Below are 20314 nucleotides of genomic sequence, written 5' to 3'. Positions count from 1 at the left end.
CGCTTCCTGCAGAGAATATCAGGTACATTGTCAAAAATCATTGATCAGTTTTTAGCTCTGGGCTTATTTTTTAGATAAATGTCAAACTGGGCAGGGGATAAGATCCCTTTCAGCTTTTGATCAAATTCTGCCTGGTTGGCGGCTAAGGCTTCTTTCTTCTCCTTTTCAGAAGCATGTCCCATGCGGATCTCATCAACGGATTTGGTATTGCCCATGTACACATTGAATACTTTTTTGGTAGCAGCCTCATCCAGGCCGAGGGATTTTTGCAGCCCCTCAGAAAAAGCCTTTGCCCGAAGCAGCACATCTTTTGGCATTTGCCATTCATCGCCGGTTTTAACAGGCCTGGTTGCCTGCTCATCGGTTTGTGCCAGGGCTTTAAAGCTGGTCAGGGCCAGCAGCATAAAACTGAATACGATTACTTTTTTCATGATTTTTAAATTGATTTATGGTTAAAATTGAACTTATTCGTTGCGCAGCGATTTGACAGGATTGGCAAGTGCTGCCCGGATGGCCTGGTAGCTAACGGTCAGCATGGCAACCATCATGGTAATGACACCTGCAGCTGCGAAGCGCCACCAGCAAAGGTCTACACGGTAGGCGAAGTTCTGCAGCCAGCGATGCATCACCAGCCAGCCGGCCGGGATAGCGATTACAAAAGCGATCAGCACCAATTTGCCAAAGTCCCGGCTTAACATGCCGGTTAGTTCAGCAACAGATGCACCCAGTACTTTTCGCACCCCGATCTCCTTTTCCCGCTTTTTGGCAGAAAGCATGGCCAGGCCAAACAAACCGATGCTTGAAATGAAGATGGTGATGATGGCGCCGAAAGTGATAATCTGTTTCCACTTGTTTTCCGCTTCATAACTTCTACGATTGGCCTCGTCCTTAAACTCGTACTGGAAAGGATGGCCGGGGTTCAGGCGGTGATAAGCTTTCTCCATCGCAAGTAAGGTTGCAGCCGTATGTTCCGGCCTGATGCGGACGATCATTTGCCCGAGGGGCATTGAAGATTCTCCGGTAAAGATCATCGGCTGGATTTTTTCTTTCAGGGATTCATTATGGTAATCTTTAACCACACCAACAATGGTCACTTTCCGGTTACCCCAGGTGGGGAAATTCATATAGTCTATTGTCTTGCCTATGGGGTTTTTCCAGCCCATCTGGTCGGCAAGAGTTTGGTTGATTAATACAGAGGTCGCTGAATCGGAAGGAAACTCCGGTGAAAAATTTCGGCCAGCTATGATCCGCGCTCCTAATGCAGGTAAATAAGTCGCGTCAATACGCTCATATCCCGCTGTAAATTCCTTGTTACCTGCCAGGGTCTTCCCTCCAAAATGCCCTACATTTTTATAACCTGCATTGAGTACGCCGGGCACCTTGGAAAATTCTGACTGATAAAGGTCCATTACCGGTTTGCTCCGGGTACCCTGACTTACCGTAAAGCTGAGCAGGTTTTGATCGGGGTAGCCAACCGGGGTTTGGGTAAGTAAATTAAACTGGGCGTAAATAAACAGGGTAGCAATGATCAGGAAGGTAGCCAGGGCAAACTGGATAACCACCAGGCTTTTTGCCAATACGTTTTTACCACCTAAACCTGCTTTGCCGGCAAGCGCAAGGGAGGGGCCGAAACCGGATAAAACCAATGCGGGGTAAAAGCCCGCCGAAAAACCGGTAAGCAGGAACAGCCCTGCGAAACCAGCGATCAGCTTCCAGTCGACCAAGTATGAGAGACTCAATTGCTTATTCGCAAGTTCATTGAAAACGGGCAGCGCCAATGTGGCCAATAACAGGGCCAGGATAAAGGCAATCAGGCAGATGATAACCGATTCACCCAGGAACTGGATAGTCAGCTGGCTACGTTTACTGCCCATCACTTTACGGATACCAATCTCCTTGCTCCTTTTAAGTGAAGCGGCTACTGTAAGGTTTACAAAGTTGATACAGGCTATCAGCAAAATAAATACTGCAATTCCACTCAGGATGTAGGAATATACCGGATCGCTGGCACCGGGTGTACCTTCATAGTCGGTGTTTAAGTGCATCGCTGTCAGGGGTTGCAGCCCCCAGCTAAAATGATTTCCATAACCCGCCAGGTTATTAAGGTCAATTTCATCTTTGGCCCGGGTGCGGTACACCTGGTCCATTTTATGGGAAATGTTTTGTATATCGGCCCCGGGCGAAAGGAGAAAATAAGTAGGGAACGATACCCACATCCAGCCATTATCAGGGCTGGCCACTTCAAAAAAGGAAAAAGGCAGCACAATGCTGAACTGGATGCTGGAATTTTGAGGGACTTTTTTGGCGACACCAGTAACGATAAAGGGCTCAAACTTCCCGTTGATCTCCAGTTGCAGGGTCTTTCCTGCGGCGGCATCCACACTTCCAAAATATTTAACTGCGCTTTCCTCGCTCAGTACCATCGCATGCTGATCAGACAAAACTGTGGCGGGGTTTCCTGAAAGGAGCGGGAAAGTGAAAACATTAAAAAAATTGGCATCGGCCCAGGTAATATGCTCATTAAACACGTCGTTGCCCCTTTTTATTACGATATCCCTGGGGTTAACGCGGATACAGGCCTGTATCTCCGGGATCTCCTGTTTAAAAGCAGGCCCTTGTACCAATGCTGCAATGGCGAATTTTTTCATGCTGCCATCCTGTTCGCTGCGGAGGCAGGTCAATTGGTAAATATGCTGTCTTTGAGCATGAAAACGGTCAAAGCTTAGTTCATCTTTGATGTATAATAAAATAAGGATACAGCAGGCCAAACCTATGCTTAAGCCCGCGATATTGATCATCGAGAAGGCTATGTTTTTCTGAAGATTTCTGACCGCGATTTTTAAATAGTTTCTGAACATGGTTATAATTTTTTAAGAAATGTTAGCCCAATAACCGGCCAGGGACACCGGGTAAAGTGTGCAAAAAAGGTTTATAAATGGGGATATACTAAGCCTAAGGACCTGGCTCTTTATGGCGCGTTCGCTCAGCAGCTTCCGCCTTCTTCTTCGCTTCCAGGTTTTTGCTGTTTGAGCCCGTACCGGGGTATTGTGTTTTTAGCAGCGATTGTACAGGAGTTTGCGGACTGACAGCGATGAACACTGTACTCAACACAAGAATAACCGCTAAAATGATCAGCTCCAATTTACCCAGTGAACGGTTATTCCCGGCTAATATTCGTTCCAGCCGGCCAAGCATATTCCCTCTTCTGCCGGTCAAAGCTACAGCCTGAGGAGGTAAACCCTGGCGGTATTCCTCAAAATGGACCAAAGCCTGCATATAGCCAATTTGATTTTGTGTATGATGAATAACAGCATCGTCGCAGCAATTTTCCCTTTCCAACCGGATTAGCCAGGACAGCCAAAGAACTGCAGGGTTAAAAAAGAAAAAGGTCTCCAATACTGTTTGCAGGATGTTGACGAGATAATCTTTTCGCCGGATATGTGCCAGTTCATGTAAAAGGATGGCTTCCACCTGTGCTGGTTCTAACGAATTAACCAGGCCTACCGGCACCAGCACCACGGGTTTTAAATAGCCGATCACCATTGGCACTTTAGCAACGGCCGATTCCAGGAGTAAAACGGCCTGGCTTATCCCTAACGCGTGGCCCAGCCGGTTTATTTTTTCCTGCCAATGCCCCCCGGCAGGTTTTACCCTTACCCTTTTTAATCGCTCCATGGCATATAAACCAAAAAACAACCTTACATTTTGCAGGCCAACCACAAGCAACCAGATACCACTTACCATTGCTGCATGTTCGTGGGCGCTCTTCAGCACATCATTAAATTGCGCTATCAACGCTGTAACGAAATCAGGCCATTCGTAGGGGTTTAAGCCGGCTAATCCAAAGCTTTCGCCTGCCGTTGCGTTCAACTCCCATACTAAAGTTAAACTTACTATCGCTGTATAAAGCAGCAAGGCCCCTACCAGTAAGCGGTAACGGAGCGCCGATCCTGAATTTCGGGTCAGCAGGATGATCAGCCCGGTGAGTATGGCCAGGAACAACCCTTCCCAAAGGGAATGCAACAGCGTATGGCACAGCGCTTGCGCGATATTTTGCGGGAAGATATGTTGGATGCGCTGTTCCATCTATTTTTTCTTATTTACCGGTATTCTTTTCCAGTTGATCCAGCAGGGCTTTCATCTTTTGCAGGTCTTCTTTCGTTGTTTTTTTATTCCCTATCAACTGGATCAACAGATTCGGGGCAGAGCCTTTGTACAGTGTTTCAAGGAATTTATCCAGCAAATGCGCTTTTGTTTGGTGTTCAGCCTCTACCACATGATAAACATGCTGCATCCGGCTCTCATCCCTTTTCAGAATACCTTTATCAACCATAAGCTGCATCAGTTTTAAGGTTGCTGTATAATTCAATTCGCGGCTTTTATTGATCTCCTGCATCACCAGGCGTACAGGCGACGGGCCATGTTCCCAAAGCACCTGAAGGATCTCCAGTTCGGATTTGGTAGGCTCTATCTTTTTACTTTCCTGAGGTTTATTCGGTTCCATGATACAAACCTACAAATAATTTTGTAGGTACAAAATTATTTGTAGGTTTGTATTGATTATTTAACAGAAATTAACGTATTGATAAAGATTGTTCGGAGAAGCTGTTTAAATCTTGAGAAGATTTCACACTTATGGTTACATGCTTTTAGCGGATCTTTGAGAACATTTTATCGCCCTTACTGCACTTAATTGGTAACATCTGCCATTTCAAATAATCCGGCTTCACCAAATTCTGCATTGATCGATTCCCTGTCATAAAAAAACATATTAACCTCATCAAATATTTCATAACGGTACTTGCTGATGAATTTGCCGTGCCTGTAGGTTGAAGCTTCTTTGAAAATGGCAGTACTATTAACCTGTTTCTGTCAATCATCAAAACAGATAGTCACAATATTTATTAATTGTTAAAAATTACTTAACTTAGTGTTAAAACAACATGAGTAAAGTATGCCTCAAAACAAACTGCCACTTTATGCTATAGTTGAATTATTGATGCGCCTTACCGGTATTAACGCCCAGATCGGAAATTATAAAAACCATGCAGAACGCGGCGACCTGGTAATTGTTAAAACCACTAATGGCACTATTCAACTTTCAAAATCTCTTGTTTTATCCCAATTTAATAAGCCCGAAGAGATTGATAAACGTGATCTGGAATCTATAGCATCAAGGTTTAGAAGAAAATTCAGCAAAGCGAAGATCTGAAAAGATTACTATCCGCTTGCCAGGGGAATTTGATTAGGCGAACTGATCTGCTTAAAACTTTTTGCCTGTATTTAAACCCGCCCACCGGGATCATGGCGCATCCTTCGCCTTAATTATTTTTGCGCAAATGTGGTTGAGGGTATTATTGCCCCCCAAATAATTCAAAGATTTTTTTGGATGATCTAAAGTTACCGTTACATCAATCCATTCAGATTTTTAATCGCCCTTACTGCATTTAACTAAAAAGAAGGGATAATTTTCGGTGACTTCGGTAATTTCAAGTAACCCGGCTTCGCCAAATTCTGCACTGATCGATTTCCTGTCATAAAAAAACATATTAACCCCATCAAATATTTCATAACGATCCTTACTGATAAATTTGCCCTGTCCGTATGTTGGGGCTTCTTTGGAAATAGCGGTAAAAACCATATAGCCGTTATCGATCAGTTGGTTATAACAATCAGCTATCAATTTCTTCCGTTCGCTGCTATCCAGTAAATGAATTAAGGCGTAGCAAAAGATTCCATCATATTGATTTTGATCAAACGGCATATCAATTACAGAGCCGTGATAGATAGTCAGATCCGTACCGTAATGCTTTCCGGCCATTTCGATAGCTGTTTTGGAAATCTCAATACCTGTTACAGCTATTCCGTTTTCCCTGAAAATTTGCGCATTTCGTCCGTAACCGATCCCGGGGATGAGGATCTTTTTTACCGATTTCTCAACAAAAAAATCCTTTGTCAACACTGCCGACTTTGATGGCTCAAAACCCCACATCTCTTGTTTTTCAACAAAGCTTTTTTCCCAAAACTCCGGCTTTTCAGTTTCATTCATCATAAGGCATTTCTGTTGTAGCCAAATTAGGCATTTACCATATTCTTCAAAAAGCTTAATGGTCGCTAAAGAATAATATGGCGTTTAAACTACAAAATCCCAATTCTTTTATATTTGATTTGCATTATGTTGCCTGAGAGCTGCCCTGCAAAAGTTCATATAATAAAGGCAAAGCACCGGTTTATATTTTTTGGTACATTAACTGAAATGATTTTTTAATGAAACACGAATTACCCCCTTGGTACGGGCAGCTTAAGAAAAAACACCCTATAGTAACCGACCAGGAATGGCAGTTACTGGATTCAATGGCTGTTGTTAAGCATATAAAAAAAGGTGATTCGTTTTTAAAATATGGAAAGGTGGCTCGCTTTTCGGCCTTTGTTATTTCCGGGCTGTTTAAGTTTTCTATCCAGGATGATGACGGCAATGAGAAGATCATCAAATTCGGGTTCCCCGACGATTTCCTTGCAAACTGCGAAAGCTACAACAAAAAAGCGCCCTCTGCAGTGAGCATCACGGCGCTTGAAGATGCGGTAATATTACGGATCAACATTAAAAAATTGCAGCCATTGTATGATCTGCACATGAACCTGCTGCATGTAAACCTGCAATTATATCAGGAGATCCTCGAACAGCAATCAGAGCACGAGTATATCCTATCATTAAAAAGCCCGGTAAGACGTTACCGGTACCTGCTGGAACGCCGCCCGGCCATTATACAAAAAATTTCGCTCACCAATATTGCCCGCTATCTCTATATCAGCCGGGAAGCCTTAAGCCGGGCACGGTTATACCTACTAAAATAACCCGGTAGCTTTTGTGACTACAATCACTAAATGGGGGAGCCAGGGGAGGTAGCTTTGTTTAAAAAACGGATGAAGCAAAGCATGATCTTACTCCACGGGCTATTTGGAGGATTGAGTAACTGGACCGGGGTTGTTAAACATTTTGAAGATAGATTTGACATTTATATCCCCGAACTGCCGATATATGAAAATTCAAAAACCAGCCTGGAACACCTTCTTAATTTTCTTGAAACAATGATTGCTGCTGCCGGGCTCAAAAATATCATCCTGGTAGGAAATTCGCTCGGCGGGCACATTGCTATACTTTACACCCATCGCCATCCCCATAACGTTGCAAAATTAGTATTGACCGGAAGTTCAGGGCTATATGAAAACAACCAGGTTGGCAGTTATCTGAAACGGGGGAACTATGCATACATCAAAGAAAGGGTAGCCGCCACATTTTATGATCCTGCTATAGCCACCGATGAACTTGTAGCAGAAGTTTTGCAAATTACCACCGATCCATTCAAATGTTTATGCACCGTCAGAACCGCTAAAGCTGCTCAACGGGATAACGTATCCACACACCTTCCTGAAATTTCAACACCTGTTTTATTAATATGGGGCGAAGACGATCACATTACACCTCCGGCGGTTGCGGATGAATTTAACTCCCATTTACCAAATTCAAAGTTGATCATGCTGTCGGAATGCGGGCACGCCCCGATGATGGAAAAACCAGAAGCGTTTAATGAGATATTAGACTCATTTATTTGTTAATGTAACGTGAGTTTGGGACAAGAAAACCTTGATGGTATTTCGAACGAATCGGCGCGGGAATGTACGCCGGGGTTGAGGAGAAACCACCTCTTAAGCGATAGCGAAAAATCTTCTGCACCCTGCTTTTTAATCATGCATGCAGCTTTACAGGGCGTAGAAGATTTCTCTTTCGCGCCATCCCTCAGCCTCACCATCGATCTATCGTGACAATTTTTATTAAAGATAACCGTGGGTTAGTTTGTGGTATCTTCTACTCTTGGTATAAACCCCGGCACACCTGTCTTTACCACGTGATTAAACCGCTGCCGGGTTTGAATATTACTGATTTCATTAAATGCATCGTCTGGCAGGGGCGAAACGTCGAAATTCTCTTTGGCACGGGCTGCCGTGCGGGGCGTGGTAAGCAAAGCCGTGCCGCGCTGAAGCGCCCAGGCCAGCAATACCTGCGCAGGTGTTTTTTTAATCCTTTCGGCAATTGCCAAAACCGCAGGATCTTCCAGCGGCCCTGGCCTCATTCCGTGACCCAGCGGTGCGAAAGCTAAAAGTATAATCCCTTTTTCTTTGCAAAACTCCAGCAATTCGGTTTCCGGCAAATAAGGGTGAGATTCAACCTGCACCACAGCCGGTTTAATTCGTGCTGATTCATATAGTGGCACCAGAGTCTCTAAGGTTACATCCGATAAGCCGATAGCACGGCATTTACCGCCATCAACAAGTTTCTCGAGCGCACCCCAGGTATCAAGCAAAGTCACCTCTTTATCGTAAATAACATTGCCGTTTTCATCCCGCGGGTCCTGATCCTCGCCCGGTTGAAATGCAAACGGGGTATGAATAAGATAGAGATCGATGTAGTCGATCCGGAGCCTTTTCAAACTCCCCTCGAATGCCGATTCCACACGTTCGGGGCGGTGATTGGTATTCCACAGCTTGGTGGTAATAAAAACGTCCTCGCGGGCTATTCCTTCGGCGGCCATTCCGGCTTGCAGCGCTTCGCCAACTTCGCTTTCATTCCGGTATCGTTCCGCGCAATCAAAATGTCTGAAACCGGCTTCCAGCGCGTACCTGGTAGCTCTAATCGTTTCGGCCGGATCAGGGATCAGGGTGCCAAACCCAAGACCAGGCATGTCTATGTCATTATTTGCTAACTTCATTTACAGTATGTTTTAAATGCAAAACTCAAACACCAATGCATTGCCCCTATTACAGGCAAATAACTGGCACCGTGCAGGATAGATATACAGATTGAAAGGAAATTTTAATTAAATCTACCTATCTTTTTCCTCATATAAAGTTAGGTACGTATTTTCTTTTCAATTAACCTAAAGCGCCAAATGTTTGATGATTCCGGACAATGCCCTGTTTCTTACTTTGAGATGATATTATATGCCATTCTTCCGCCCATACCAGCCGGCTAAAGTAATGGAGGTGAAAAACTTTTACTTTTTACTATGTCCACAGATCTGCATTAAACAAAATAGCGCGAATGAAACTAATTCACCCGCGCTAAGTCAACCTATGGTTTCATTTACTTTATGCCTTCAAGAAAAGCAGTAAGTTGTTTAACAAATAGCTCCGGGAACTGATATTGCGCACCGTGATTAGAATCGGGGTAGATGATCAGCTGTGCATCGGGCAGATTCTGTTGCAGCAAAAATGAGTTAACGGTAGGGAATATAATATCATTGTGACCGGTTAACACAAATACCGGCTGCTTAATGGCTTTTAGATAAGTATAATCGCCGGGGTTAATATTAGCCCAGCCTTTAATTGCGGCCGACTGTGCAGGGGCAACCTGCTCGCTTATCTTACTATCGCGGTTTTCGGTTCTGCCATCTTTTACCCGTTTCAGAAATTCATGGGCAGCCTGCTGACTGGTAGGCGTTGGTGAAAACAGGGTTTCCAGTAAAATCTCATATTCTGAAGGAAACTCTTTAGCAAAAATAGCCCAAACCTCCGGGGTAAAATCGTCAATTTCGTGGCCGCCGCGTGGAGCTGTGCCCAGCAAGATCAGTTTATTAATTAACTCTGGCCTATCAAGCGTTAGCTGCTGGGCTACCATACCGCCCATGGAAAAGCCAAGGAGATCGATCTTTTTTAAACCAAGTGCGTCAATAAATGCAACTGCATCCTGAGCTATGGCCGCTATACTATCAGGTGTTTCTCCGCCGGTGCTCGCTATCCCCCTGTTGTTAAAAATGATGATTTCACGATCTTGTGCCAGCGCATCCAATACTTTGGGGTCCCAGTTTTCCATAGTACCGGTAAAGTGCTGCAGGTGCACCAACGGCAAACCAGCTTTATTGCCAAAACGACGGTAAGCGAATGAAGTGCCATTTACAGATACGAACTGGGTAGGAACAGTTGATGCGGTGTATTCAATATTAGTTTTCATGATTTTATTGAAAAATTTTCTGTTTTAATTATTTACCCGAACTACCGGGCTACAGAACAAAGGTGGGCCGGAACGGCTCCCGGAAAAGAAGCCATATGACACAAAATGGCGTTGACATTTGTCACGCTTTTTGCGATAAAGCATGAAAATATTTAGAAAAGAGAAGAAGTCTCTTGAATTAATCGCGCCGGGTAAAGTCTTTCCGGATGCGGCTTAAGGTTTCGCGGGAGATACCCAGATAGGAGGCAACCATATGCAGGGGAACACTATTGAACACTTTGGGATATGTTTTTTGAAACTCAAGATACTTTTCTTCGGCCGAATTACTGATCAACGAATAAATACGCTGCTGGCTGGTTTCGTAACCCCGCGCTAAAAGCCTTTCGTTAAATAACTTCAACGCAGGGATATTTTCCCGCAGTTCTTCCCATTTCTCTTTAGTCCACACAATAACGGTACTGGCTGCTAAAGCTTCAATGTTATATTCGGATGGTTTTTCGAGGTTATAACTTTCCTGGTCACTGATCCACCAGTTTTCTACGCCAAACCTTAGTGTATGATCCGTTCCATCCGGACTAAAGCGATACAATCTAAAACAGCCGGTGGTAATAAAACACGCAATTTTCCATACTTCCCCCTCGTGTAAAATGGATTGCCACTTACGGATCTTCCTTTCAACACTTGCTGCACGGATTAGCGCCATCTCTTCGTCAGAAATATCAACCCATTGGCGTAAGTACTTTTCGAAAACCTCAAACATGGTTCGGCAAATCTAATTAAATAGATAAGACAGGAAACCAAAGCCTGTTTACGAATTGTAAAACTTGTTTTATTCGGCCAATAATTAGGGCTATTAGCTTAAGTGATTGGCAGTTTTTTAATTCCCTCCCTTGGGAGGGGTGCGTTGGGATGTGTAGTAGCAGGGAGGGGTTATGCATCGTTAAATGAATAGGCCGCCTGAAACCCCTCCCTACACCCTCCCAGGGGAGGGAATCGCACAATCCCTACTTTCTTCTTCCGATTATATTATTCAAAAATAACATTAAAGACAATTGCCCAAAGCAATATTACTTGTATGCAATTGCCGCGCTTGACGGCCCCGCCAGCGGAACAATTGAGGTTGATTTAAACCCGACAATATTTGCCCACTTGTTAAAATCGGCAAAAGTGTAATCAAATCCTGTTCCTGTTTCAATAAGCATGTTCAAACTCATCATCATACCAAAAACGTTTTGTTTTCTTTCATCATCTATGATACCCTCAATGGCTACAAATGCTCCGCCCGGGGGGAGTGCGTCATATGCTTTTTGCATTAATGCTATTTTGTTCCCCTCGTCCCAGTCATGCAGGATATTTCCCATTACAACAATATCAGCATTGGGTATTGGCATAGTGAAGAAATCGCCGCTTGCGGCTTTTACACTGTCAGATAGCCCGAATTGCAGTATAGTAGCATTTGCAATAGGCTCAACCGGCGGCAAATCGAAACTGGTACAATGCATATGAGGATTATGCTTTGCAACCATAATTGAAAGCAACCCGGCCGAGCCGCCCACATCAATCAGTGTTTTATATTTTGTAAAATCAAATTTTTGAGCAAAAGCCATAAAATTACCCATCTGTATGCCGCTCATTGCACTGGTAAATTCTTTTAATTTTTCAGGGTCCTGGTATATCAGGCCAAAAAAATCCTCGCTCCTTTTTGTTTCGTTTTGCGGAAGCCCGGTAAGCAGCCCATCGCCCAGGTTACCCCAAAATGTATATAACCGATTGTTCATCATTTCCAGGATCCCTCCAATATATGATGGCTTGTTGGTATCTAAAAATGTATCTGCATCTACAGTGTTCGAATAGATCGCTGTATCCCAAACGCCTTCACGCTTTAAGAAACCAAACACGGTTAAGGCATCTAAAAAATCATAAACATTCCTGTCGGTGCATTTAAGCCCCAAAAGGTCTTTTACATCTTTGGCTTTCATCGTTTTCTTTTCAGCAAGCCTGGTGAATAATTTAAAACTCACTGCAGTTAAAAGAATTTTTGAGGCCCAAAAGCCCGTGCCAATTTTCATAATGTTTTCGGGTGATGGCTGGTTAGGTTGCTGTTCCATTTTTTTGATAATTATCGGTTTAATTGGTTGGTGGTGGTTTGTGAGAGAGCCTACCAGGAGGTGGTAAATTAGTTATCTAATTTACAGGGATTTATTTTAATAAGAAAGGGGGGGGAATGCTTATTGCTGATGTTATTTCATGATCATTAGAATGCGCGATTCTAACGCCGCATGAGGTTATCTTTCGGCTTTTTTAGTGGGGATTTTTATATAATAAACCCCGGGCTATTGTTTAATAGCAAATTTAAACTCACCAATGAAACTGATCATATTCAAATGCTACACTTTGAAACTTAAAGGATTAGGGTAATTATCGCTCTGATCTTCGGCAATATTATCCAGGCATTTAAAATCTTTTTCAATAAGCAGGTACATTGGGCCGGTGTTGTTCTCGTAGCCAACCAGGTCGGTGCTTGCCCACTCAAGGGCCATGGTAACGGGCATATACATAGTTATAGTATCATCGTCGAAGCCGGCAGTTAAAGTGTCATTGGTGGAGCGTTGCAGGGCATATTTAAATACTTTGGCTCCGAAATGAGTACTTTCTTCCAGGTAGCCATTGGTGTCAAACCGTTCAACGTCGGTTTTGGTAAGGCGATAGCGCAGCGAGTTTCCTTTTATTCTGATCTTCATGGTTATTTAATTTTTTACGTTAACTACATCTCCAATAATAATAATGGCAGGGTAGGTAAGCTGGTTATCTGCGGCAATAGCTTCAAGATCGCTTACCTTTCCTCTTGCCGATTTTTGATTGGGTAATGATGCGTGCTGGATAATAGCCGCCGGTGTATTTCCTTTGCCTGCGCTCACATAGGCTAATGCAATTTCTGCCAGCTTTTTCATTCCCATATATATAACCACTGTTGCATTGCTGTGCATAGCGCAGGTTAAATCGGCAGAAAGCCTGCCATCTTTTTTGGTGCCTGTAACCATCCAAACGCTTTCGCTTACCTGCCTGTGGGTTAATGGAATATCCTCCAGTCCTGATGCCTGCATACTGGTTACGCCGGGAATATAATGTGTGGTAATACCATGCTGCCTGGCGTAAATGATCTCCTCAAACCCACGGCCAAATATGAACGGATCGCCACCTTTTAACCTTACCACATTACCTTTAGTAAAAGCGTAGTGCTTTATCAGTTCGTGGATGGTTTCCTGTGGCGTATAGTCGCCGTAAGGTTGCTTACCAACATATACCTTTTCGCAATCGTCAGAGCTTATAGCCAGTAATTCTTTATTAGCCAGGTTATCATATAATATCACATTTGCCTGCTGTAATACCTTATATCCCTTCATTGTTAGCAATTCCGGATCGCCGGGACCGGCACCAAGCACAAAAAGCACTGGATTTAGCGTTTGTTTTTGCATTTTTTTAAATTAACCATCAAAAAATAGATCAATAAGCCTTTTTATTTGATTGATTTTGTAAAAATCATAAATTTTTTAATAAAATATAATGTAAATAATGATTTAAATTATATCAATCACACTAATTTATGAAATTAAATGCAATTAAACATGATTTAATTAATAAAAAATAGTGTTTAAATTTTTATTTAATGTTTTTTTAAGTTATAATTGTGATATAAATGAAATCAGGGTCGCAGTTGGTTCATTTTAGTTTGAAAATTGCTTTAACATTTAAAAAAAATCCGACATGTCAAAACCAACCATCATTGTTGTTGGCAACGGTATGGTGGGTTATAAGTTTTGTGAAAAACTTTTAGCCAGATCAGCACAGTTCCAAATAATTGTTTTTGGCGAAGAGCCCCGTCACGCATATGACAGGGTACATCTTAGCGAGTATTTCAATGGTAAAACTGCCGATGACCTGTCGCTGTCCAGCCTGTCATGGTATACCGATAACCACATTGCGCTTCATTTAGATGATCCTATCCAGGAAATCAACCGCTCCGAAAAAACTATCCATTCCTTAAAGGGCGTCACCCTTAAATATGATTACCTGGTTTTGGCAACCGGCTCATCAGCTTTTGTGCCCGATATTCCGGGCATTGAAAAAGAGGGCGTATTTGTATATCGCACCATCGAAGATCTTGAGCTTATAAAAGCCTGTGCGGCTAATGCAAAATCAGGCGCGGTAATGGGCGGTGGTTTGTTGGGGTTAGAAGCTGCCAAGGCTTTGATTGACCTGGGCATTACCGAAACCCATGTTATTGAATTTGCCCCACGGCTAATGCCTCGGCAAATCGACTCTGCAGGGAGCAATATGCTGCAAATGAAATTGAGCCAATTGGGCCTGCACATTCATTTAAACAAAAGCACCGCTGCTATTACAGGCGATAAAAAGATCCAATCATTAAAATTCAATGACGACAGTCAGCTGGCGGTTGATATGCTGGTAATCTCGGCAGGTATCCGCCCGCGCGATGAACTGGCTAAACTGGCCGGCCTGCATGTAGGTACCCGTGGCGGTATTATAGTGAATGAAAAAATGCAAACCAGCGATGAGTTCATTTACGCTATTGGCGAATGCGCTTTATATGAAGGAATGATATACGGCTTGATTGCACCCGGTTATGAGATGGCTGATGTTGCGGCCGCTCATTTAACCGCGGCAGATAAAGCCTTTTACGGGTACGATATGAGTACCAAGCTGAAATTAATAGGGGTGGACGTGGCCAGCTTTGGTGATGCCTTTATTACCGAGCCGGATTGCCGCACTATTTTGTTTGAGGATACCCACAAAGGAATCTATAAGCGCATTAATATTACCAACGACGGTAAAAACCTGTTAGGCGGTATTTTAATTGGCGATGCAGAAGCTTACAATATGCTGCTGCAAACTGTTAATAATAAAATTGTATTACCTCCGGATCCTGAAGATTTGATCCTGGGTTCAAGAGGCGGCGAAACCAATACAGGCTCAGGTGTAATGAGCTTGCCTGATGATGCACTGATCTGCTCATGCGAGGCTGTTACCAAGGGGGACATCTGCTCGGCAGTAAATGAAGGTGGCATTACCGGTATTGACGGCATGAAAAAATGCACCAAGGCGGGTACAGGCTGCGGTGGCTGCGTGCCATTGGTTAAGGATTTAATTGCCGGTACCATGAAGGCGAACGGGCAATATATTAAAAATGTTATCTGCGAGCATTTTGATTATTCGCGCCAGGAGTTGTTTGACCTGGTAAAAATAAACGGGTTAAAAAACTACGACCTTGTGCTTGATCATTACGGCAAGGGCGATGGCTGCGAAGTTTGCAAACCGGTTGTGGCCAGCATCCTATCCAGCCTGTGGAATGATGTTATCGTAAAACAGGAAGCAATCCAGGATAGTAATGATCGCTTCCTGGCCAATATTCAAAAAGGCGGCACCTATTCTGTTGTTCCGCGCATACCGGGCGGCGAAATTACGCCGGATAAACTGATAGTAATTGGCCAGGTTGCTAAAAAATACGGATTGTATACTAAAATAACCGGAGGGCAGCGCATTGATATGTTTGGCGCGCACCTGAGCGATCTGCCATTAATTTGGGAGGAGCTTATTGATGCCGGTTTTGAAAGCGGGCACGCTTATGGCAAGGCGCTGCGTACGGTAAAAAGCTGCGTAGGCAGTACCTGGTGCAGGTTTGGCCTGCATGATAGCGTAACTTTTGCCATTGAGGTAGAGGATAGGTATAAAGGCATCCGCGCACCGCACAAAATTAAAGGCGGCGTAAGCGGCTGCGTGCGGGAATGCGCCGAAGCGCAATCAAAAGATTTTGGGATTATAGCTACAGAAAAGGGCTGGAATTTATACGTATGCGGCAATGGCGGCTCCAAGCCACAGCACGCTCAATTGCTGGCCACAGATATTGATAAGGAAACTGTAGTTAAATACCTCGACAGGTTCCTGATGTTTTACATTAAAACTGCCGACCAGTTAACCCGTACCGCAACCTGGCTTAATAAGCTGGACGGAGGCATGAGCTACCTTAAAAATGTAATAATAAATGATAGCCTTGGGCTTGGCGCGCAACTGGAGGAAGAAATGCAGGCACTGGTAAATACCTATCACTGCGAGTGGAAGGAGGCTGTTAATAACCCCGCAATGCGCAAGCGCTTTGCTCATTTTATTAATGCCCCCGACGAAAAAGACCCTCACGCTCAATTTGAGCCCATGCGCGAGCAGCTGCGTGCCAAAGAGTGGTAACCCCAAGTTGGAAAGTTCTAAGTTTTTAGTCTGAAGTTGAATTGATCATTATTGAAAAGAAAACACAATGGAAACAGTAATAGCAACCCGGTGGATCATGGCCTGTTATGTTGACGATGTACCCGAAAACGGTGGTTCATGTATCAAACATGGCGATGAGCAAATAGCAATATTTAATTTTGCGCGCCGCAATGAATGGTATGCCACTCAAAATCTTTGTCCGCATAAGCAGCAAATGGCTATCTCCCGCGGCATGATTGGCAGCGCAGGCGAAAGTTGCGAGCCAAAAGTGGCTTGCCCTTTTCATAAAAAAACATTTTCATTGCTCACCGGCGAATGCCTGGGAGAGGAAGAATTGACTATAAAAACCTACCCTGTAAAAATAGCTGATGGAAAAGTTTTCGTAGGGGTTGATTGAGCATTGATTGTAGATAAAATCCGAAGCTTACAATAAAGTTTGCCGGATTATGATAAATAAGACATCAGGCGCCGTTGCTGAATAGGGTAATGGCGCTTTTTTATGCCCGGCACTTTGAATTTAGTATCACGCTCCCTCTTTGCATTGTTTTGGATGTGTATGCCAAGGGAAGCTGCAGGGTTTTAAAGGGTGGCTTTGAGGATATTGTGTATTTACTACACCAAATTGTTAATTAGTTGACAGCGAGCTGTAATTTTTTCAATTTTTAGACACGCATTAATGGTTTTATCTGTAATAAAACATTGAAATTTAATTTTATTTCAATTTTACAGCCATATTTAAATGTTATTTAAATGAATGGATGGGCATTATGATATTTTTTACATAATAAAAACATTTTTATTTGATTAAATAATTGTTAAAAACTCATTTCTGCCGTTTTAACCATGTTAAAAATTGAATTTTTATTAAAATATTGGATTTTTAATGATTTTAATCATAAAAATTAACTTTAAAAATCAATTATTTGCACTTAATCATTAAATAAGTTATATTTATCGTAATTGAACAGATAAATAAATCAAAAAAAGATTGAGCCTATGGTAAAAATCAAAAATGCATAAAAAAGCCCTGCCGGGAGGTCGCATTCCCAGGCAGGGTTAAATAGTTTTTAATCGCTTTAACAAATAAAAAACCATTTCAAATGTACAAAAATGTAAGTTATCAGTGCACTATTGGGAAAATTCTATTAATTATATCATGTTTTATTTCTTATAATGCCTCAGCACAGCTGTCTTTAACCGGGCAGATCAAAACCAGGGGCGAATTACGTGATGGTTATGGAACTTTAGAACCAATAGCTAACAAAAACGCGGCCTTTGTATCGCAACGAACGCGGCTCACCTTTAATTACAAAAGCAGTAAGCTTATTTTTCAAACATCTGTACAGGATGTAAGGCTTTGGGGGCAGGACGCCTCAACTATTACCATTAATGACGGCAGCCGGTTAAGCCTGCACGAAGCCTGGGCCGAACTGATCCTCTCTAACAAAAAAGACACTTCCTTCAAAAAATCGCCTGTTGATTACTTCGCCATTAAGGCAGGCAGGCAGGAAATCAGCTACGACGATGAACGCCTGATGGGCGCTACCGACTGGATCCAGCAGGGCCGCCGGCACGATGCTATTGTATTGAAACTCCTTCAGTCAGGCTGGCAGCTTGATATTGGCGCTGCTTTTAACCAAAGCTCTGATGCTATTAATTATAACGGTACTTATTATACACCCGCTAACGTACCAGCTACAGTAAAAGATAGTAAAGGCAACCTGGCAAATACTCCTGCAGGGCTTATCCCCTTGATAAACGCCGCCGGCATTAGCGCCAAAAACGGTAATCTTTCCTTTTTAAATCCGCCCGGTACCAACGGGCAAAACCAAAACTATAAAGCACTTGAATATCTCTACTTCGCTAAAAAAATTAATAAGACTAAGATAACCGGTCTTTTCCTTGCCGACCAGTTTGCTAAATACAAACTCGATTCGGTAAAAAATGTATCGGGCGAGGACGTCGGTTATATCTATGGCCGCCGGTTTAATCAGCCGGGCGTTAATACCCGCTATACAACCGGGCTGCTCTTTAACCCTGTTTTCGGCAGTAAAGATGAATGGGCCGCTACCGGCGGGTTTTACTACCAGGGAGGGCATGACCGTGATGGCGCTGAGTTAAGCGCTTATACGTATACGTTATCTTTATCCTACAAAGGTGGTAACCTGACTTATACCGGCGGCTGGGATTATCTGTCAGGTAATGATGCGCTGTCATCTTCAAAAACCGACCACCGGTTTGATCCATTGTACGGTACGCCGCATAAGTTCTGGGGCTATATGGATTATTTTTATGCAGGCAGCGGATCTCCGACCGGCGGTTTAAGTAATCCTTATCTTAAGATAAAATACCTTTCGGACAATAAGCGCTTTAGTACCGAGCTGGCCAATCATTACTTTCTGCTGGCTAAAGATCAGAAAGGAACAGACGGACAGCCTATTGATAAATACCTCGGTACCGAATTTGACCTCACCAACAGCTATAAGCTTAACAAATTCACCGCTGTTGAACTGGGCCTATCCTACATGGCAGCAACCCACAGTATGGAGTATGCCAAAGGCTTAACGCCGGATGCTAACAAACTGCACCCGTTTTGGGCATATCTGCAGCTTAATATCAAACCCGAGTTTTTGAATAAATAATATGAAAGCTTAAGGCTCAAAGCCTAAAGCTGAAAACGCTGAAAAATCAAAGTAGAAACAAAAAGTTTTAAGCTTAAAAAAATGGAAAAACAACTTACCAAACTCAATATATTTTCATTAAAGGGCGTTCAAATGCGCACCTTTCACATTACCTGGCTCATGTTTTTTGTGTGCTTTTTTGGCTGGTTCGGCCTGGCGCCATTGATGCCAACCATCCGTGCCGAACTGCATTTAAGTAAAGGACAGGTAGGCAATACTATTATTGCCTCGGTAGCCGCAACTATTATAGCCCGGCTTATTATAGGCAAACTTTGTGATACCTGGGGGCCGCGCAAAACGGCGGTAAGGTTATTAATTATCGGGTCGCTGCCGGTATTTCTGGTAGGCCTGGCACATGATTATACTTCGTTTTTATTGTTCCGCCTGGCTATTGGTGTAATTGGTTCATCGTTTGTAATTACCCAATTCCACACCTCAATGATGTTTGCACCCAATATAAAAGGTACAGCTAACGCTGTAACTGGTGGTTGGGGCAACCTTGGCGGCGGTGTAACCAATATGGTAATGCCTTTAATATTTGCCGCTATTGTAGGGGCGGGCTTTACCAAAGCCGAAGCCTGGCGTTATGCTATGATCGTACCGGGTGTACTAATGCTGGTAATTGCTTTTTTATACTGGAAATTTACCAAAGACACCCCCAATGGCAACTATGATGAGGTTGGCTACGCTAAAACCAATCCATCAAAAACCGATTGGTCGATATTGGCCGACTGGCGCGTATGGGCACTCACAATGGCCTACGCCATGTGCTTTGGCATGGAAATTACTTTTGATAACGTAGCTTCCCTGCATTTTGTAGATACCTTTCACCTGTCACAAAGTTCGGCCGGTTTCTGGGCCGGCATCTTTGGCTTCATGAACATCTTTGCCCGCGCATTGGGCGGCATCGTATCTGACAAAGTTGGCGGCAAATTCGGCATGCGTGGTAAGGGGTTGTTACTGGCAGGCGTGCTACTGCTGGAAGGAGCAGGACTTATCCTGTTTGCGCAGTCTGGCAGCCTTACAATGGCTATTATTTCCATGCTTTCATTCGCGCTGTTCCTTAAAATGTCAAATGGTGCTACCTATGGTATAGTTCCGTTCATCAACAGTAAAAATGTGGGTATGGTAAGCGGCATTGTAGGTGCCGGCGGTAACCTTGGCGGCATGCTGTTTGGCTTCCTTTTCAAGTCGGAGCATATCACCTATGTACAGGCGTTTACCTACATCGGCACTACCGTTATGATTGTTTCCATGATTGTATTGATAACCCGGTTTCAGAAACAAACCGAGCCTCAAACAGTAGATGAACCCGTTTTAGCCGGAAGTATAGCTTAAAGAA

At 43.4% G+C, this 20314-nt stretch carries 18 protein-coding genes; 7 read left to right on the top strand and 11 right to left on the bottom strand.

The window, feature by feature from the left end:
• Nucleotides 1-44: 44 nt before the first annotated feature.
• From ACFFGT_RS04390 to ACFFGT_RS04375, 4 genes are all read right to left on the bottom strand, one after another.
• Nucleotides 45-431, bottom strand: a complete 387-nt coding sequence (locus ACFFGT_RS04390; protein WP_377021290.1) for a hypothetical protein — start codon at nucleotides 429-431, stop codon at nucleotides 45-47.
• 33 nt (nucleotides 432-464) lie between these two features.
• Entirely contained in the window at nucleotides 465-2858 is a 2394-nt protein-coding gene (locus ACFFGT_RS04385; RefSeq protein WP_377021289.1) for an ABC transporter permease, read from the bottom strand.
• A 94-nt stretch (nucleotides 2859-2952) separates the two neighbouring features.
• A complete protein-coding gene (locus ACFFGT_RS04380; protein WP_377021288.1) occupies nucleotides 2953-4086 on the bottom strand; it encodes a M56 family metallopeptidase in 1134 nt (377 codons plus the stop codon).
• A gap of 10 nt (nucleotides 4087-4096) precedes the next feature.
• Nucleotides 4097-4504 (bottom strand): BlaI/MecI/CopY family transcriptional regulator, encoded by a 408-nt coding sequence (locus ACFFGT_RS04375; RefSeq protein ID WP_377021287.1) that lies wholly within the window; start codon nucleotides 4502-4504, stop codon nucleotides 4097-4099.
• A 450-nt stretch (nucleotides 4505-4954) separates the two neighbouring features.
• Between ACFFGT_RS04375 and ACFFGT_RS04370 the strand changes: the two genes are divergently transcribed.
• Nucleotides 4955-5212: a hypothetical protein gene (locus tag ACFFGT_RS04370; RefSeq protein ID WP_377021286.1), complete on the top strand. Its 258-nt coding sequence runs from the start codon at nucleotides 4955-4957 to the stop codon at nucleotides 5210-5212.
• Nucleotides 5213-5428: 216 nt separating this feature from the next.
• On the opposite strand, the gene ACFFGT_RS04365 is transcribed toward ACFFGT_RS04370, so the two are convergent.
• Entirely contained in the window at nucleotides 5429-6052 is a 624-nt protein-coding gene (locus ACFFGT_RS04365; RefSeq protein ID WP_377021285.1) for a class I SAM-dependent methyltransferase, read from the bottom strand.
• 215 nt (nucleotides 6053-6267) lie between these two features.
• On the opposite strand from ACFFGT_RS04365, the gene ACFFGT_RS04360 reads away from it, so the two are divergent.
• Both ACFFGT_RS04360 and ACFFGT_RS04355 read left to right on the top strand, forming a co-directional pair.
• Entirely contained in the window at nucleotides 6268-6855 is a 588-nt protein-coding gene (locus ACFFGT_RS04360; RefSeq protein ID WP_377021284.1) for a Crp/Fnr family transcriptional regulator, read from the top strand.
• A gap of 30 nt (nucleotides 6856-6885) precedes the next feature.
• On the top strand, nucleotides 6886-7617 hold the full coding sequence (locus tag ACFFGT_RS04355; RefSeq protein ID WP_377021283.1) for an alpha/beta fold hydrolase: 732 nt from the start codon (nucleotides 6886-6888) through the stop codon (nucleotides 7615-7617).
• A gap of 233 nt (nucleotides 7618-7850) precedes the next feature.
• Here the strand turns inward: ACFFGT_RS04355 and ACFFGT_RS04350 are convergent, their stop codons facing one another.
• The 6 genes from ACFFGT_RS04350 to cobA all read right to left on the bottom strand — a co-directional run bounded on the left by ACFFGT_RS04350 (nucleotide 7851) and on the right by cobA (nucleotide 13485).
• Nucleotides 7851-8768: an aldo/keto reductase gene (locus tag ACFFGT_RS04350; RefSeq protein WP_377021282.1), complete on the bottom strand. Its 918-nt coding sequence runs from the start codon at nucleotides 8766-8768 to the stop codon at nucleotides 7851-7853.
• 374 nt (nucleotides 8769-9142) lie between these two features.
• Nucleotides 9143-10009, bottom strand: a complete 867-nt coding sequence (locus tag ACFFGT_RS04345) for an alpha/beta fold hydrolase (protein ID WP_377021281.1) — start codon at nucleotides 10007-10009, stop codon at nucleotides 9143-9145.
• A gap of 178 nt (nucleotides 10010-10187) precedes the next feature.
• Nucleotides 10188-10769 (bottom strand): Crp/Fnr family transcriptional regulator, encoded by a 582-nt coding sequence (locus tag ACFFGT_RS04340; RefSeq protein ID WP_377021280.1) that lies wholly within the window; start codon nucleotides 10767-10769, stop codon nucleotides 10188-10190.
• 307 nt (nucleotides 10770-11076) lie between these two features.
• Nucleotides 11077-12117 carry a methyltransferase gene (locus ACFFGT_RS04335; RefSeq protein WP_377021279.1) on the bottom strand — a complete coding sequence of 347 codons (1041 nt, stop codon included), beginning with the start codon at nucleotides 12115-12117 and terminating at the stop codon, nucleotides 11077-11079.
• Between the two features lie 279 nt (nucleotides 12118-12396).
• Complete coding sequence (locus ACFFGT_RS04330) at nucleotides 12397-12750, bottom strand: DUF7009 family protein (protein ID WP_377021278.1); 354 nt, start codon at nucleotides 12748-12750, stop codon at nucleotides 12397-12399.
• 6 nt (nucleotides 12751-12756) lie between these two features.
• Nucleotides 12757-13485: a uroporphyrinogen-III C-methyltransferase gene (gene cobA / locus ACFFGT_RS04325; RefSeq protein ID WP_377021277.1), complete on the bottom strand. Its 729-nt coding sequence runs from the start codon at nucleotides 13483-13485 to the stop codon at nucleotides 12757-12759.
• Between the two features lie 289 nt (nucleotides 13486-13774).
• Here cobA and nirB point away from each other — a divergent pair, with 289 nt between their 5' ends.
• The 4 genes from nirB (at nucleotide 13775) to ACFFGT_RS04305 (ending at nucleotide 20310) form a co-directional block, all read left to right on the top strand.
• Complete coding sequence (gene nirB, locus ACFFGT_RS04320) at nucleotides 13775-16270, top strand: nitrite reductase large subunit NirB (RefSeq protein WP_377021276.1); 2496 nt, start codon at nucleotides 13775-13777, stop codon at nucleotides 16268-16270.
• A gap of 67 nt (nucleotides 16271-16337) precedes the next feature.
• Nucleotides 16338-16688, top strand: a complete 351-nt coding sequence (nirD, locus tag ACFFGT_RS04315) for a nitrite reductase small subunit NirD (protein WP_377021275.1) — start codon at nucleotides 16338-16340, stop codon at nucleotides 16686-16688.
• Nucleotides 16689-17391: 703 nt separating this feature from the next.
• Nucleotides 17392-18933, top strand: coding sequence for an alginate export family protein (locus ACFFGT_RS04310; protein ID WP_377021274.1), 1542 nt, complete (start codon nucleotides 17392-17394; stop codon nucleotides 18931-18933).
• 81 nt (nucleotides 18934-19014) lie between these two features.
• The gene (locus ACFFGT_RS04305) at nucleotides 19015-20310 is read left to right on the top strand and encodes an MFS transporter (RefSeq protein WP_377021273.1); all 1296 of its coding nucleotides are present in this window, start codon (nucleotides 19015-19017) and stop codon (nucleotides 20308-20310) included.
• Nucleotides 20311-20314 lie beyond the last annotated feature (4 nt).

The organism is Mucilaginibacter angelicae (assembly GCF_042434235.1).
Lineage (GTDB): Bacteria > Bacteroidota > Bacteroidia > Sphingobacteriales > Sphingobacteriaceae > Mucilaginibacter > Mucilaginibacter angelicae.
The sequence above is the reverse complement of the archived record's forward strand: the minus strand, read 5'-3'. Positions and strand labels throughout refer to the sequence as shown.